Annotated in this window: 17 protein-coding genes; 9 read left to right on the top strand and 8 right to left on the bottom strand. The window is 63.9% G+C overall.

Features of this window, described 5'->3' with window-relative positions:
* Positions 1 to 9: 9 nt before the first annotated feature.
* Together X730_RS151300 and X730_RS151295 are read right to left on the bottom strand one after the other, a co-directional pair.
* A complete protein-coding gene (locus X730_RS151300; RefSeq protein WP_023704185.1) occupies positions 10 to 1,236 on the bottom strand; it encodes an amidohydrolase/deacetylase family metallohydrolase in 1,227 nt (408 codons plus the stop codon).
* A 104-nt stretch (positions 1,237 to 1,340) separates the two neighbouring features.
* Positions 1,341 to 1,706, bottom strand: a complete 366-nt coding sequence (locus X730_RS151295) for a RidA family protein (RefSeq protein ID WP_023707576.1) — start codon at positions 1,704 to 1,706, stop codon at positions 1,341 to 1,343.
* A gap of 175 nt (positions 1,707 to 1,881) precedes the next feature.
* Between X730_RS151295 and X730_RS151290 the strand changes: the two genes are divergently transcribed.
* On the top strand, positions 1,882 to 2,367 hold the full coding sequence (locus X730_RS151290; RefSeq protein WP_023669704.1) for a hypothetical protein: 486 nt from the start codon (positions 1,882 to 1,884) through the stop codon (positions 2,365 to 2,367).
* 132 nt (positions 2,368 to 2,499) lie between these two features.
* On the opposite strand, the gene X730_RS151285 is transcribed toward X730_RS151290, so the two are convergent.
* Positions 2,500 to 2,730 carry a hypothetical protein gene (locus X730_RS151285; protein ID WP_023826346.1) on the bottom strand — a complete coding sequence of 77 codons (231 nt, stop codon included), beginning with the start codon at positions 2,728 to 2,730 and terminating at the stop codon, positions 2,500 to 2,502.
* A 146-nt stretch (positions 2,731 to 2,876) separates the two neighbouring features.
* On the opposite strand from X730_RS151285, the gene X730_RS151280 reads away from it, so the two are divergent.
* From X730_RS151280 to X730_RS151270, 3 genes are all read left to right on the top strand, one after another.
* The gene (locus tag X730_RS151280) at positions 2,877 to 3,518 is read left to right on the top strand and encodes a glutathione S-transferase family protein (RefSeq protein ID WP_023710834.1); all 642 of its coding nucleotides are present in this window, start codon (positions 2,877 to 2,879) and stop codon (positions 3,516 to 3,518) included.
* 137 nt (positions 3,519 to 3,655) lie between these two features.
* The gene (locus X730_RS151275; protein WP_023683100.1) at positions 3,656 to 5,158 is read left to right on the top strand and encodes an ATP-binding protein; all 1,503 of its coding nucleotides are present in this window, start codon (positions 3,656 to 3,658) and stop codon (positions 5,156 to 5,158) included.
* 128 nt (positions 5,159 to 5,286) lie between these two features.
* Positions 5,287 to 6,252, top strand: coding sequence for a hypothetical protein (locus X730_RS151270; RefSeq protein WP_023691929.1), 966 nt, complete (start codon positions 5,287 to 5,289; stop codon positions 6,250 to 6,252).
* A 70-nt stretch (positions 6,253 to 6,322) separates the two neighbouring features.
* Here X730_RS151270 and X730_RS151265 read toward each other — a convergent pair whose 3' ends face one another.
* Positions 6,323 to 6,766, bottom strand: a complete 444-nt coding sequence (locus X730_RS151265) for an SRPBCC family protein (protein ID WP_023683102.1) — start codon at positions 6,764 to 6,766, stop codon at positions 6,323 to 6,325.
* Between the two features lie 415 nt (positions 6,767 to 7,181).
* Here X730_RS151265 and X730_RS151260 point away from each other — a divergent pair, with 415 nt between their 5' ends.
* From X730_RS151260 to X730_RS151250, 3 genes are read left to right on the top strand one after another with little or no spacing between them, the layout of a single operon-like run.
* Positions 7,182 to 8,606 (top strand): family 16 glycosylhydrolase, encoded by a 1,425-nt coding sequence (locus X730_RS151260; protein ID WP_023669698.1) that lies wholly within the window; start codon positions 7,182 to 7,184, stop codon positions 8,604 to 8,606.
* On the top strand, positions 8,607 to 10,367 hold the full coding sequence (locus tag X730_RS151255; RefSeq protein ID WP_023826347.1) for a type I secretion system permease/ATPase: 1,761 nt from the start codon (positions 8,607 to 8,609) through the stop codon (positions 10,365 to 10,367).
* A 3-nt stretch (positions 10,368 to 10,370) separates the two neighbouring features.
* Positions 10,371 to 11,690, top strand: coding sequence for an HlyD family type I secretion periplasmic adaptor subunit (locus tag X730_RS151250; protein ID WP_023826348.1), 1,320 nt, complete (start codon positions 10,371 to 10,373; stop codon positions 11,688 to 11,690).
* On the opposite strand, the gene X730_RS151245 is transcribed toward X730_RS151250, so the two are convergent.
* The 3 genes from X730_RS151245 to X730_RS151235 all read right to left on the bottom strand — a co-directional run bounded on the left by X730_RS151245 (position 11,677) and on the right by X730_RS151235 (position 13,334).
* On the bottom strand, positions 11,677 to 11,979 hold the full coding sequence (locus X730_RS151245; RefSeq protein WP_031196911.1) for a type II toxin-antitoxin system RelE/ParE family toxin: 303 nt from the start codon (positions 11,977 to 11,979) through the stop codon (positions 11,677 to 11,679). The genes X730_RS151250 and X730_RS151245 overlap by 14 nt on opposite strands.
* A 9-nt stretch (positions 11,980 to 11,988) precedes the next feature.
* On the bottom strand, positions 11,989 to 12,270 hold the full coding sequence (locus X730_RS151240; RefSeq protein ID WP_023669694.1) for a type II toxin-antitoxin system ParD family antitoxin: 282 nt from the start codon (positions 12,268 to 12,270) through the stop codon (positions 11,989 to 11,991).
* Between the two features lie 68 nt (positions 12,271 to 12,338).
* Positions 12,339 to 13,334, bottom strand: coding sequence for a GlxA family transcriptional regulator (locus X730_RS151235; protein ID WP_023826349.1), 996 nt, complete (start codon positions 13,332 to 13,334; stop codon positions 12,339 to 12,341).
* Positions 13,335 to 13,611: 277 nt separating this feature from the next.
* On the opposite strand from X730_RS151235, the gene X730_RS151225 reads away from it, so the two are divergent.
* Positions 13,612 to 14,760 carry an amidohydrolase gene (locus X730_RS151225; RefSeq protein WP_023826350.1) on the top strand — a complete coding sequence of 383 codons (1,149 nt, stop codon included), beginning with the start codon at positions 13,612 to 13,614 and terminating at the stop codon, positions 14,758 to 14,760.
* Positions 14,761 to 14,848: 88 nt separating this feature from the next.
* On the top strand, positions 14,849 to 15,208 hold the full coding sequence (locus X730_RS151220; RefSeq protein ID WP_023826351.1) for a hypothetical protein: 360 nt from the start codon (positions 14,849 to 14,851) through the stop codon (positions 15,206 to 15,208).
* A 121-nt stretch (positions 15,209 to 15,329) separates the two neighbouring features.
* On the opposite strand, the gene X730_RS0133740 is transcribed toward X730_RS151220, so the two are convergent.
* A partial coding sequence (locus tag X730_RS0133740) for a transposase (protein WP_031196912.1) occupies positions 15,330 to 15,618 on the bottom strand: 289 nt, incomplete at its 5' end.

Here is a 15,618-nt window from a genome sequence, read left to right on the forward strand (position 1 = left end):
GGAGGGAGATTATCCACGCCCGAAATGCCGTGCCGCGACCTCGACATGCGTATGTGCCGCATGCGGCGCGAAGCGCTCGGTCTCGTTGTGGTCGGGCGCTTCGTTCGGCCACCAGACACCGCCGATAACAATGCCTTCTGAGACCAGCCGCTGATCCGCGATCAGCGCCGCACCGACCGCATCGACGAAGGTAAAGCGCCCGGGGCGCAGTCTCAGCACCGCGACATCGCCGACACCGCCAACTTTCAACGTCCCAAGCTCCGGCCTGGCGATCGCCTCGGCTGGCCTTTGCGTGGCGGCGCGCAGCACCTCGACCAGCGGCATGCCCAGCGCCATTAGCTTCGACATGCAGACCAGTATGTCGAAGGCCGGACCGTCGACGCAATAGAGATGCACGTCGCTGGAGATGACGTCGGGCGCGAGGCCCTCGGCCAGCATCGCTTTCGCCACGGCGAAGTCGAACGATCCCATGCCGTGGCCGATGTCGAAGATGACGCCGCGTTCGCGGGCCAGCCGCATGTCCGGCCGCACCGCGCCGGAGGCGAAGACCGGCGCGTTGGGGAACGGGCGAAAACAGTGCGTGAGGATGTCACCCTTGCGCAGGCGCGGCAGCACCTCGGAACGGCCGGGCGGCGGCTCGTCTATATGCGCCATCAGCGGCAGGCCGGCCCGGTCGGCGGCTTCCAGCGCGAGGTCCACCGGCGCGATGCCGCTGGTGCCGCCGGCATGCTTGCCGGAGCGCACTTTTACGCCGACGACGACACCGGCGTGCTCGCGCACCGCGGCCACCGTCTCGCGTGGCTCGCAGAGCCTGAGATCGCTGCATTCGCCGACAGAGACGCTTTGCGAGAAGCCGAATATGCCGGCAAAGGAGATGTTGACATAGGCCAGGATGCGCACCTTCGAGCGCTCGATGACATGGCGGCGAAAGCCCAGAAAATTGCCGGCGCCGGCGCTGCCGGCATCGATGAAGGTCGTGGTGCCGCTCTTGGCCGCCAGCCGGTCGGCGTCGACGCCCAGCGAGGTGCCGCCCCAATAGACATGGCTATGCAGGTCGATGAGGCCGGGCGTGACGATGCAATCACGAGCGTCGACTATCTTGGTGGCGTGCTCGGCATCGATCGCCGCCTCGATGGCCACGATGCGTCCGCCCGCAACGGCGACATCGCGCGGCGCGTCCAGGCCCGAGGCCGGATCGATCAGGCGGCCGCCCTTGATCAGGAGATCGAACTGCATCGGCGCCTGCCTCTCTTCGTTTTGGGGCATGATCTCTGGACAAAACGATTTCCGTTTGTCCGAGAAAACCCCGTCTCCACTTTTCGGGATCATGCCCCGGCTGGTCAAACCGGCCGGTAGGCGACGGCTTCGACCTCGATCTTGATGTCGATCATCAGCCGCGATTCGACCGTGGTGCGGGCCGGCGGATTCTTCGGGAAGTGCTTGGCGTAGACGGCATTGAAGGCGCCGAAGTCGCGCGCGTCCTCGAGCCAGACCGTGGTCTTGACGACATCGTCCATGGTGCAACCGGCCAGCGCGAGTGCCGCCTTCACATTCTGCAGCACCTGCTCGGTCTGCTCGGTGATGCCGCCCTTGACCACGATGCGGTCGCTGTCGACCGGCACCTGACCTGAGATGTAGACGAAATCCCCGGCGCGCACGGCCGGCGACAGCGGCACGTGGGATGTTCCAAAACACTCTTTAGGCAAAGGAAACTCCTGTTCAGAATGGCGGGCCGCGCCCCGTTTTCGACGACCGCTCTACGCCTGTCCCGGTGATCCTCATAGGGGGCTTTTTGGAAAGCAACATTTTTCCAAACGCGTGTTGCTTTATCGCAGGCTCGCCAGCATCTTGCGCGTCGCATTTTCCCGACAGGAGATTTCAATGACCTTCGACAAGAACCCGTTTCCAGAGGGCGATGCCGATCGTCACGCGCTCTGGGAAATGCTGGTGCGGCGCGACATCGACGCCTTTATCGGTCAGGACTGGTCGATGGTCGAGGATGATTTCCTCGCCGACAGCTTCTTCGGCATGCATGCGCATTTCCTCAGCGATGCCGACGCCTGGCGTCTGCAATTCCCGAGCCTTGCCGTCTATCGCGACGAATGGCTGCGCCAGGCCAAGGAGACGGCGGCGGCCAGATTCGCCGAGCCGCTGCGCGAGGCGCTGTTTCGCGTCACCAACATGCGCGACATCGACGTCGATGGCGACCGCGCCGTGCTGCACAAGAAGTTCAACGGCTCGGTGGCCAAGGCCGATGGCAGCGTCGACAAGCTGAAATGGCAGACGCTGTATTTCTGCAGGAAGGTGGCGGGCCACTGGAAGATCGGCGGCTTCGTCGGCTACATGCCGCATCCCTTGGGGATCTGAGTCTTGCCCGCTTATGCTATTGCCGGCCTTCGCGCACGAAGACGTGCGCCTCCCGGGCTGCAGTTGTAAAAGCTCGCCAACCGATCCACTCGAGCTCAAGCGAGTTGAACGGCACAGGTTCGTCCCACAGGGCTAGCGGGAGCGGTGGTCGAACACGACCGCCATGGTCTTACCAATTGCCGCCATGACGACGAGTTCGACGAGATCGTCGTCGCTGTCGACACAGGTTGGATCCATGCGGCGGATAGCGTCGAGCGCCGCCCTGGTCGAGACGGTATCGCCGGCGCGGAATCTGAAAAGCGCAGAGGAAACAAGGTTCTGGGTTGTCACGTCGATGACAGGTACGCTCTGCACTACGTTCATGGCTTCCTCCTGCCAAGAACCCTCTCCCGAAGGAAATAATACGCCGAACGACGGCGTGTGCCAGCGGAATCGTGGTCCGACCAGATTGCCGAGATGGCACGTTTGCGTGTTTGATAGGATCGAGCCCACAGCATCCAGGACCGGACATGAAACTGTACTTCAGCCGCAATCCCAATCCGCGCCTCGCGGTTGCAACTGCACGTCATCTGCAGGCCAAGGTCGAGTGTGAGTTTGCGGCACCCATGGCGCCCGGGCAGGCTGAGCGGTTTCGTCAGCTCAATCCCAATCTTACCCTGCCGATATTGGCATGGCCGGGCGGCAGCCTGTGGGAAGCCGACGCCATAGCCTGCCTTCTGTCGCGCGAAGCGGGTTCGGATTTCTGGCGCGGCGGCGGCGACCAACCCGACATGATCCGCTGGCTGAGCTGGGGCAAGGAAAATTTCGTCCGGGCCTGCGACACCGTGCATTTCGAGCGCGGAACCAAGCAGCGCTACGGGATTGGGCCTGTCGACCAGGGCAAGGTCGAGGAGGGGCTAGCGGAGTTCCGCATCGCGGCAGCGATTCTCGAGGCGGAGCTCGCCAAGCGGCCATGGCTTGTGGGCAAGTCGCTTTCCTATGCCGATTTCCGCATGGCGACTTTTTTGCCGTTCAACGATGCAGCCGGCCTGCCGCTGGCGGACTATCCCTCTGTTCTGGGTTGGTATCGCCGGCTCGAAGCCATCGATGCCTGGCGCGATCCCTTCGACGGGCTGGAAGCGCCGCTTCTGCCGCCGGTCAACTCCGCTTGACGTGCCTTCCCTTTGGGCAGATGGGCTGATGTGTGGCGCTTTGGCAGCATAGGTGTGGAACAGCGGGCGAGTTGCCATGGCGCGCTCGACGGCTCGCGGCCGGGTTGATAAGCCCTGTCCGCAAGGAGAGTCGTGACATGACCGTAGCCATCGAGATGGGACAGACGACGGCGGGTGCGTCGGCGGCGCTCGACCTTGAGGAGCTGCTGGCCACCCGGCTTCTGGTGCAAGGCAATTCCGGCTCCGGCAAATCGCACCTTTTGCGCCGGCTACTGGAGCAGAGCGCGCCCTGGGTGCAGCAGACCATCATCGACCCGGAAGGCGATTTCGTCTCGCTGGGCGACCATTACGGCCATCTGGTCATCGATGCCGAGGAGCATACGGAGCGTGGCCTGCAGGCAGCCGGCGAGCGGGCGCGCATCCATCGCGTCTCCACCGTGCTCAATCTCGAAGGGCTCGATGCCGAGAACCAGATGCGCCGCGCCGCTGCCTTTCTCGGCGGGTTGTTCGAGGTTGCCCGCGAGCATTGGTATCCGATGCTGGTGGTGGTCGACGAAGCGCAGCTGTTCGCGCCCGCCGTGGCAGGCGAAGTGTCCGACGAGGCGCGAAAGCTCTCGCTCGGCGCCATGACCAATCTGATGTGCCGCGGCCGCAAGCGCGGCCTTGCCGGCATCATCGCCACGCAGCGGCTGGCAAAGCTCGCCAAGAATGTCGCGGCGGAGGCGTCCAACTTCCTCATGGGCCGTACCTTCCTCGATATCGACATGGCGCGCGCCGCCGACCTTCTGGGCATGGAACGGCGCCAGGCGGAGGCGTTTCGCGATCTGGAGCGCGGGCACTTCATGGCGCTGGGACCGGCGCTGTCGCGCCGCCCGCTCGGCGTGCGCATCGGCCAGACCGAGACCAGCCCGCGCAACGGTACGCCGCGGCTGATGGCAATGCCGGAAACAGCGCTCGAGGACGCACGGGCCATCATCCTGGCAGCGCCGCCGCCCGAGACGATGCGCGCGCCGCGCCGGATGGCGTCGCCCGATTTGCTCGACCAGCTGATGGCGGCGAAGTCTGCGGCGATGGAGATCCGCCCGGAACCTGCGGAACCGGCGGTAAGCGCCGAGGATATCGCCGACCGGCGAGAGCGGGTGGACCGTGTCCTGCGCGCCATCCTGGCGCAGCCCGATGCGGGTTTCCGCGTCATCGGCGTGCTTTATCAGGAGTTCGTCGTCCGCTGCCGCATCGAAGGCCTCGCTTCGGTGGTGCCGGACCTCTCAGAATTCCGTCGCATGCTGACGCGTGCCCGCGCCGGGCTCGGCGCCGACATGGCAGGAGATGACGCCTGGCAGGACGTTTCCGTGCGCGCCTCGCTGCTGCCCGAGGACATGCAGGGCGTGTTCATGATGATCGCCCGCGCCGCCAAGGAGGGCTGGCCGTGCCCGAGCGACGCGGCGATCGCGCGCGCCTACGGCTCGCATTCGCTGCGGCGCGCCCGGCGGCTGCTCACCTATATCGAGGAGCAGGGCCTCATCGTCTGCCAGCTCGACGGCACCGGCCGCCGCACGGTGACGCTGGTCGAGCTCGCCTGGGCGACGGCGCCGGGCGACCCCAATGCCGCGGAGGCGGAACAGGGCAGCCTGGCGCTCTGAAAGGCGAACAGGCAGCTACCTGACTTGCTTGCGCGGTTCTGAACAAGATGTGTTTCGCCGATCGGCGCGCGACGATTTATGATGGGTTTCCGAGAATCGCAGAACGGTTCGGGCGGGAGGGTTGTCCGGTGCGGTTGAAATCTCTGGCTGTCTTTGTCTTTGGCCTCCTCGCCATCGCCGGCATCGCCTTGACGATGTCTGCCCGGTCTTTTGCCGCGTCCTCCGATATACCGGCCTGGCTGCAGGCCCATGTCGGCAATGACGACGGCGAGATTTCGCAAGTGGTGCTGGAGCGGGCGCGCGCGCTTTACCTGAAGAAGGTCGCGCAAGGCGCGGTCCACAATGGCTGCTATTTCGCCATGGATGCGACGCGCCCCGGCGATCTCGGCAATGGCGTGCTGGGGCGGCGCTACTACGTCATTTGCGAGGCCAAGCAGTCGTTCAGGGCGATCTCGTCGGGCCATGGGGGCGGCCGCAATTTGAAAGGCGTGGTCGATTTCTCCAACGGCAAACGCTGCGCGAAAAACTTCGGCAATGCCCTGGACTCGTCCTTGACGACCGGTGGCGCCTATATGACCGGCGAGGCAAAGACCTCATTCAAGGGTTTTTACCGCATCGGCGCAAAAAAGGACCAGGCGCTGCTGCGCACCTTCATCCAGTTCGACGGTGAGGGGGAGACGGCGAATGCCAGGCAGCGGGTGATCGGTGGCCACGCGGCGCGGCTGTTGCGCGGCATGTGCCTGCGCAAGAACCCGAACAGCTCCTATGCCGACCATGACGGCTTCGTGCCATACGGCAAGCTGGTGGATTATGCCGGCGGCCGCAGCAATGGCTGCACCAGCTGGTCGCCGTCCGACGCCGACCAGATCATTTCGATGGTGAAGGGCAATCCGACGACGCTCTATATCTACCCGGAATCGCGCGACATCACCGCCGTTGGTAAATCGGGCGCCTATTGGAATGCGTCCTGCCTGAAGGAGATCGGCAAGCCGAAATTCTGGCCGCGAAAGAGCCTTGAGCCGATCATCGCGCAATACGCCAAGGACAACCCGCCACCGCCGCCACAACCGTTGCCGATCTGCACCGGGCCGTGAGGGATGAGTCCTCGGCTCGGCATTGTCGGCGGCGCGGACTGGCTGGGCGGCGCCGCCGATCCGGTGGGCTCTACTGATTGATCTCGGGTTCGACGAGCTTTGCCAGATTGCGCAGCGACTCCTGCCAGCCGAGATAGCAGGCTTCGGCCGGAATAACGTCCGGAATGCCGGCCTGGGTGATGTCGAGTTCCGTGCCGACCGACACTTTCTTCAGGAGCACGGTCACTTCGATCTGGCCGGGCAAATTGGGGTCGTCGAACCTGTCGGTGTAGCGCAGGCGCTCGCCGGGAACGAGTTCGAGATATTCGCCGCCGAAGGAATGGCTGCCGCCCGTCGTGAAGTTTCGGAACGACATCTTGAAGGCGCCACCGACTTTCGCGTCGAAGCTGTGCACGGTGCAAGTGAAGCCGTTCGGCGGAAGCCATTTCGCCAGCGCGTCGGCTTCTGTGAATGCGCGGTAGACCTTCTCCGGGCTGGTCGTCAGAACGCGGTGCAAACGTACGGTGCTTGGCATCTCTTCGGTATCCTTTGTGGTTTCGTTGTTCGATGCCCCAAGGACGGGTGAACCTCACCCGGTCCGACATAGCCTGTCAAATTTTCTTGAGCCCTTTGCCGGCAGCCATCCGCCCGCGACTTCGAGTCGCCGCCTCAGGCAGGCGGTCGTGTCGCGTCAAATTGCATGAATCATTGACAGGTTGCCTAACCTTTCGGCGCGGATCTCACAATTTATTAAAATTGTAAGTCTCTCCTACAAAGTTGTATTAGGATCAGCTTAACGCCTTCGGCATTATCTATTAAATGATGGGCGACGATCTCCTTGGTGTACTATAGAATGATTCCCTGGAACGACGGATCAATTTAAGAGTTGATCCGAATGGTCGCTCGAAGGTTGTCGAACGACCAAGGCAGCACGCGCAAGGAGTGTCGGAATGACCACAGTCCTCAACGCCAAAGGCATTCCACTTCCCTATACCGGCGCTTCCACCCATTGGTTCTCGGCGACTGGAGGCGCGCCTTACCGCTACGGCACCTCGGGCAACGATTCCTTCTGGGGCGACACCAACGTCAAGGTCACCATGTATGGCGGCGCGGGCGACGACTATTACCATCTCTATTCGACGATCAACAAAGCGGTCGAGAACTACGGCGCGGGCGTCGACACGATCGATACCTGGATGAGCTACAAGCTGCCCGCCAATTTCGAGAACCTCGTCGTCACCGGCGACGGCCACTATGCCTTCGGCAATGCTCAGGACAACATCATAACGGGCGGCGCTGGCAGCCAGACGCTGGACGGCGGCAAGGGCAATGACGTGCTGATCGGCGGCGCCGGCGCCGACACCTTCATCATCACCAAGGGCAATGGCAGCGACCTTATCTCCGATTTCGGCGCGACCGACACGGTGCGCCTCAACGGCTATGCCTTCACCTCGTTCGAGGCCGTCCACGCCAATATGGTCCAGGTGGGATCGAACGTGCAGCTGAACCTCGGCTCGAGCGAGGTGCTGGTGTTCCACAACACCACGATCGACAAGTTTCAGCCCGGCCAGTTCGAGCTGCCGATCGACAAGACCGGCATGACGCTGTCCTTCAACGACGATTTCAACACGCTGAGCCTGTGGAACGGCCAGAGCGGCATCTGGGATTCCAATTTCTGGTGGGGGGCGCAGAACGGCAGCTCGCAGCCCCAGAACGGCGAGCTGCAATGGTATATCGACGCCAATTATGCGCCGACCAGCTCGGTCCATCCGTTCAGCGTCGCAAGCGGCGTGCTCACCATAACCGCGGCGCATGCGCCCGACGACATCAAGCCGCTGATCAACAATTACGAATACACTTCCGGCATACTGACGACGCACGACACCTTCTCGCAGACCTATGGCTATTTCGAAATGCGGGCCGATCTCCCGGAAAATGCCGGCGCGTGGCCGGCCTTCTGGCTTCTGCCCGAAGACGGTTCATGGCCCCCGGAACTCGACGTGATCGAAATGTATGGGCAGAACCCGAATGCGCTTCTCATGACCGCGCACACAAATGAGACGGGAACCCACACCACGGTCGGGTCGACGGTGAATGTCTCCAACACCGACGGCTATCACACCTATGGCCTGTTGTGGACGCCGGACAAGCTGGTCTGGACCTATGATGGCGTCCAGGTCGCGGAAGCGGCGACGCCGTCCGATATGAACAAGCCCATGTATATGCTGGTCGACCTTGCGGTCGGCGGTCAAGCCGGCGCGCCGCCCGACCATCTGGCGACGCCCGCGCAAATGAAGATCGACTATATCCACGCCTATACGCTGAACGATTTGCAGCAGAGCCATCTGAGCACGACAGCCGAGCACGCCGTCTAGATGTCACGGGACCGCGCGCCACTCAGCGATGCGGCCATCGGCCTGCGCCCGGTTTTCCTGCGCGGCATCGCCGATATCGGCATCTTTTCGTTGCTGATCAACATCCTGCTCCTGGTGATCCCGCTCTATCTGCTGCAGGTCTATGACCGGGTGTTGCCGTCCTCCAGCGTCGAGACGCTGCTTTATCTCTCGGCCATGGCGGTCCTCGCGCTCGCCTTCCTCGGCCTGCTGGACGCGGTCCGCGCCGTCTACGCGCAACGTGTTGCGGCCACCGTCGACCAGAAACTGGGCGCGCGGACATTCGCCGCCTCGCTTGGCGCCAGACATGCCGGCAGCGGGCTGTCGCCGCTGAACGACCTTGCCACGACTTGCGCCTTCATCAGGTCGCGCGGCGTGGCGGTGTTGTTCGACCTGCCGTTTGCGCCCGTCTTCCTGGCCTTGCTCTATTTCATCCATCCCGTCCTGTTCTGGCTGACGCTCGCCGGCGCCGTGCTGCTGTTTCTCTTGGTCGTGGCCAACCAGCTTGCCATCGGCAGGAACGATGCCATGTCGGCGGAACGCTCGGCGGTGGCCAGCCAGGCGGAGCAGGCCTTCGCCCGCAACACCGACACGCTGCGCGCCATGGGCATGGTGCAAAATGCCGCCGCGGTCTGGGGACGGCACGTTGCTGAGGCGCTGACCCTGCATGACCGTTCCGGAAGCGCCAATGCGATCTTCAGCGCGACGTCGCGGGCGCTGCGCATGATGCTGCAACTGGCGATCCTCGGCGCCGGCGCGTGGCTGGTGCTACAAGGGCAGATGACCGCCGGCATGATCTTCGCTTCGTCGCTGGTGTCGTCGCGCGCGCTGCAGCCGCTCGACCAGCTGATCGGATCCTGGCGGCAGATCGTCGACGCCAAGCGATGCTGGAAGCGGCTGGACACCGCCCTTGCGGCGCAACCAGCGCAGGGGCGCAAGCTCGCACTGCCCGATCCATTGGGCGCGATTTCGGTGCAGGATCTGTTCTTCATCGCGCCGACTGCGGCTTTCGGCACGGAGCCCATCCTCAAGCGGTTGAATTTTGCCATCGGCGCCGGCGAAGCGGTGGCGATCGTCGGCCCGAGCGGGGCCGGCAAATCGACGCTGGCGAAATTGCTTGTGGGCGCGCTGCAGCCGACCGGCGGCGCGGTCAGGGTCGACGGCGCCGACCTGAGGAGCTGGGGCGAAACCCAGCTTGGCAGGCATATCGGCTATCTCGCGCAGGAGGTGGAGCTTTTCCCGGGATCGATCGCGCAAAATGTCGCCCGCTTCGAACCCAACGCCGATGACGCCGCGATCGTCGAAGCGGCCAGGCGCGCCGAGGCGCATGAGCTGATTCTCACGCTGCGCGACGGCTATCAGACCATGATAGGCCCGTCGCATACCGTGCTGTCGGGCGGCGAGCGCCAGCGGATAGGGCTGGCGCGCGCCTTCTACGGCAAGCCACGCATGCTGGTGCTGGACGAGCCCAACGCCCATCTCGACGGCAGTGGGGAGGCGGCGCTCGAAGGGATGCTTTCGGCCGCGCGAAGTGTAAGCGTCACGACAGTCGTCATCACGCATCGCCCTTCGATCGCCGCGGCCTGCGACCGCGTCATGGTCCTGCGCAACGGCATGCTCGAAGCTTTCGGCCCTGCGAGCGAGGTGCTGAGGCAACCGGCGGCCGGCAAGGCCGGGAGCGCGGTGGTGACAGGCTCGTTCGTGCCGACCGTGCGCCCGCACAGCGTCCGCTTCGGGTCATAGACGATGATGCAGCAGAGCCTCGCCTTCGAAGGTCGACCGCGCACCGACTTCCGCCGCATGGCCGTCGTCGGCTACGTGGCCATAGCGCTCTTCGTCGGCTGCTTCGGCTATTGGGCGGCGAACGCGCCGCTCTCCGGCGCGGTGATCACCTCCGGCACGATCTCGGCAACGGGCGGCAACATCCTCATCCAGCACCCCGAGGGCGGCATCATCGAGCAGTTGCTGGTGCATGAAGGCGACCGCGTGCAACAAGGCGAACCGCTGGTCCTCCTCGACCGCACGGCGGCCGAGGCCGACCTCAACCGGCTGACCAGACAGTCGATCGCGCTCAGGGCAAGTGCCGCGCGGCTGGAGGCCGAGCGCGACGGATCGGACAGGCTGGCGCCGATCGCCGAAGCAGCACCCGCGCCGTTCCAGAGGGATTTCGACAATCTGGTGCACGAACAGCAGAAGGAGTTCGAGGCCAGGCTCGCCCGGTTCCGCTCCGAGCAGTCGATCCTGGCGCAGCGCGTCGCCATGCATCGTGAGTCGGCGCTGGGACTGGACGCGCAGAAACTGGCCATCCAGCAACAGGCCGAGATCGTGAAGAAAGAACTCGGCATCAAGACCGGCCTGCTCGACAAGGGTCTCACCAACCGCAGCGAATATTCGCAGCTTCTGCGCAGCGAGGCCGATCTGGTCGGCCAGGCCGGCGCGCTGGAGGCGGATATCGCAGCGACCAAGACGCAGATCGTCGAAGCCCAGGCGCAGATCGAGCGGGCGACGACGCAACGCGTAGAGGACGCGCTGACCAAGCTCGACGAGGTCCGCACCAGCCTGGCCGACATCGGCGAACAGATCACCGCAGCCGAGGCGGTGCTGGGGCGCACGACGATCAAGGCGCCGGCAGCCGGCATCGTGGTATCGTCGACCTACAACTCCAAAGGCAGCGTGATTGCGCCGGGGCAGAAGATCATGGAGATCCTGCCGACCGCGTCGGGCCTCATCGTCGACGCGAAGCTGCGGCCGAAGGACGTGGATCTGGTTCGCGTCGGCCAGCCGGCGAAGCTCAGGCTGTCCGCCCTGAACGCGCGCCTCACCCCTGAGGTCCCGGCTACGGTGACGCAAATTTCCGCCGACCGGCTGATCGATGAAACCACGCATGAGGCGTATTTCCGCGCCACGCTGAAGATCACCGACACGCTGCCGCAGGGCGTGAAAGCCGAGCAGCTTTACCCGGGAACGCCGGTCGAGGCGTTTATCAGTACCGGCGACCGAACCTTCCTCGAATATCTGGCGCGGCCGATGCTGGACTCGTTCGCGCGGGCGTTCACGGAGCGATAGGCGCCAACTCGTCCTCCCAGTTGACGCCGCCGTAGAACACCCTGAGAATCACCACCTGGTCGCCTTCTACGGTGAAGGCCACAGTCAGGCGGCGCTCGAAGCCAACGATGCGAAGCCCCGGCCGCACATCATCCCTTACGGTTCCGCGTTCCGAGGCATAGTCGAGACCCAGGCAAAATCGCTCGATCCGCTCGATGTAGCGAAGGGCGGTGAGGTTGCCGGATGCGTGAGCGACCGTATCGTATATCCATAACAGGTCCGTCTGGGCTTTCCGGCAAAAGGACAACATGCCGGCGCTTCACACGTTCCCCTTGAGGCGAGCTGCGTGATGTGCGCGGATGCTGTCAAAAGACTTGTCGGCCGGGATGGCCTGGGAGGGGTCTGCCTTCCACCTATCATAGGTCGGCGCGACCTCCTCACGCAGCCAGCGCTCCACAGCGGCGTCGCGTTCCTGCAATGCGCGAAGACCGGCGCGGATCACTTCACTGCTGGTCGCGTATGTGCCGGACCGAACGAGCTGGTCGATGAAAGCAGCCTGCTCGGCCGGCAGGCTGAAGGTGCGTTTTTCGGTGGCGGACATGGATCCCTCCTATCAGGTTGGTATGATATTATCATACCAACGGCGAGATCGCACGCCCCAATATAGGCTTAGGGACCGCTCCCCTTGGCGTCGGCAAAGACACCGGACATTCGGTTCGGATGCCTGAGATGGGTCGGCGTGATGCCGGTCTGCTGGCGGAAGACACGGCTGAAATGGCCGGCATTGGGAAAACCGCAGCGGTAGGCGATGTCGCCGATTGCCAAGTCGCTCCCCTCCAGCAGCGACTTGGCCTGATGTACGCGCAGCGCAAGATAGGCGGCCATCGGGCCGATGCCGAGCTCGGCGCCGAACAGCCGCTCAAGCTGGCGCCGGGATAAATGCAACCGGCCCGCGATCTCGGCGACCGACAGCGTCTCCTGGAGATTGCTTTCCATCAGAAGCAGCGCCCGTTTCACCGCTCGGCTCGACGCGGCCGGAAAGAGATCGCCGACGGGCTGCACATCCAGGCTCGAGCGGATGCGGTCGAGCACGAGGATCTTGGCGGCTTTTTCCGCGGCCTTGCGGCCGATGAACTGCGACACGAAATGGCCGGCAAGGTCGGCCGCACCCGTGCCTCCGGCGCAGGTCGAGCGGCCCCTATCGACGGAAAACAGGCTGTCGGCATGGGCGTTCACATCAGGGAATTGGCTGCGGAAATCCTTGATATGGAACCAGCTGACGGCGGCACTGTAGCCATCGAGCAGGCCGTAGCGCGCGAGCACGAAGCTGCCGGTGCAGAGTGCCGTCAGCGGCACGCACTTTTCGGCCGCCCGCAACAGGAAGGCCTCCTTTTCGGAGCTGAGGCTGCGGTTGGTGTCGAGCAGACCGCCGACCACGACGACATTGTCGAACTCCTGCGGATTGCCGATCGCCTTGGTCGGCAGCAACTCGACACCGCAACTCGCGCGGATCGGCAGGCCACGCTCGCCGACGATCTCCCAGTCGAACTCGATCCGGCGGCTGCGGTCGCCTTCATCGCCGGCGAGCCGCAGCGTGTCGATGAACAGCGACAGCGGCGACAGCGTGAAGTCGCGAACCAAGAGAAACGCAAACCGCCTGGCCATTGTTGCTCCGAAACGTTCCTTCGGGTGGATGGAAGCAAAGATGTCGCACAGGCGAGCACGCGGCGCTTTTCAGGAGAAGCCACCGGATGTCGGAGATGAGATCGACGGCCTCAGTGCGGAGCTGGAAATTCTCTGGGTTGTGTGGTGGTCATGGGATGTCGTCATCTACGCTCACACAAGACAGGCAGATGGACTAGTGGAATTGATCAGTATGGCACGGCGTGAGAAAAACCCTATCGTGTTTGTGTAACCTGCAGCACCAAAGCGGAGCCCAACCATGACCCTCACCAATCGCGATATCATCGAGCTGACGGCATGGCGCCGCAAGCTGCACCAGCGGCCTGAAATCTCCAACGAGGAAGAACAGACCGCCAAGGAAGTCGTCAGCTTCCTCGCCGATACAGGGCCGGACAAGGTACTGACCGGCCTCGGCGGTCATGGCGTGGCGGCGGTCTATGACAGCGGCCAGGCGGGACCGACAGTGCTGTTCCGCTCGGAGATCGATGCGCTGCCGATCGAGGAGCTTTCGGGCGTCGAGCATGCCTCGCAGGTGCCGGGAAAATCGCATATGTGCGGCCATGACGGCCACACCGCGATCCTGGCCGCACTTGGCCGTCAGCTCGGACGAGAACGGCCGGCGCGCGGCCGCGTCGTCTTGATGTTCCAGCCGGCGGAGGAGACCGGCAATGGTGCCGCCGGCGTCGTCGCCGATCCACGCTTTGGCGAGATCGCGCCGGACTTCGCCTTCTCGCTGCACAATCTGCCGGGCGTGCCGTTCGGCGAGGTGCGGCTCAAGCCCGGCGTGGTCAACTGCGCCTCGCGCGGCATCCGCATCGTGCTGGAGGGCAAGACCGCGCATTCCTCCATGCCCGAAACCGGCGTGTCGCCGATGCCGGCGATCAGCCAACTGATGCCGGCGCTTCCGGCACTGGGGCGCGGCACCTTTGCCGACGATGATTTCAGCATGGTCACCGTCACCCATGCGACGATGGGCGAGGCCGTGTTCGGCATCGCGCCCGGCTACGCCGAGGTGTGGGCGACGCTGCGTACAAGGCGCGACGAGCGCATGGCGGAACTGGTCGCGGCGGCGGAAGCGTTGGCCACCAGGATCGCGGCCGAGCACCGTCTTTCCGTGCACTGCGATTATCATGAGATTTTCGTCGCCAGCGTCAACGCGCCCGATGCGGTGGAGCATCTCAACCGCGCGTTGGACGAAGAGGGTGTGCCGCGCAGCGAGGAAGCCCTGCCGATGCGCGCCTCGGAGGATTTCGGCATTTTCGGCCACAAGGCGAAGTCGGCGATGTTCTTCCTCGGCGCGGGCGAGCGCACCCCGTCATTGCACAATCCCGACTATGATTTTCCCGACGATCTGATCCCGATCGGCTCGAAGATCTTCATGCGCACGGCGCGCAACCTGCTGGGGTGAGCGGCCCTGCAAAATCCGCATCCTGAAGCTGCCTTTTTCCCGCTGGAATCGTCTTGTAGTCGCGTCCTACATTAGGAGGGGCTTGCGGATGAGAATTGCAATGGTCGTCGCGTTGACCGCGACGGTGGCAGGGTGCGTATCGTCTCCAGTCCAGTATGGAGCCTCGCTCTCGACCCAAGACCCGAAATGGGCGACGCCGGAATGCCAGCAGGCCCGCACGGATGCCTTGAACTACGACCGGCGCGAGAAGGAGCATCCGGGATGGGCCGCCGGCGTCGTGCTGGGGCCCTACAGCATGGGTCTCGTGGCGGCGATCAAGGAGCATGAGCAGCAGCAGCGAAGGCTGTTGGCGCGCCAGATGCATCTGCAGTGCTCGAGCCTGCCGCTGCCGAAGGATTTGGACTTCGATCCGCAAATCTACGCACCAAAGCCGGGGAAATATCCGTAGGGCTGGGATTGGTTTGCACAGGGACCATAGCGGAGGCTTGCGCCCTACGAATACCCCCACCCTCAATCCCTCCCAGGTTGTGTGCGTCAAGTTCTGCAAAATGGGGCAGCCATGATGCTGGTCATGCGGCTTGGGGCAGAGCGAGCTTCTTGTGCTCGCGCAGGTCGTCCATGTTGATGTATCGGTTGGCCTCCATCCAGTTTTCATTGGTCTCGACGGCCAANTGTCTCGGCAGCCTGAAGAAGGTCAGGGTTTGTTCGATGGCATCCTCGGCCCAGCCTGTCAGGCGCGGATAGCGGGCCGACCATTTGGCAAGCCATGCGGCAAGATCAGCCTTGGCCTCTGCGAGATCGCGCCGGTCGTAGAGCCAGCGCAATTCCTGCAGGCAGTCGTCGCCGTGCTTCCTCGGC

Origin of the sequence: Mesorhizobium sp. L103C131B0, assembly GCF_000502275.1 — a bacterium.
Classification (GTDB): Bacteria; Pseudomonadota; Alphaproteobacteria; order Rhizobiales; family Rhizobiaceae; genus Mesorhizobium.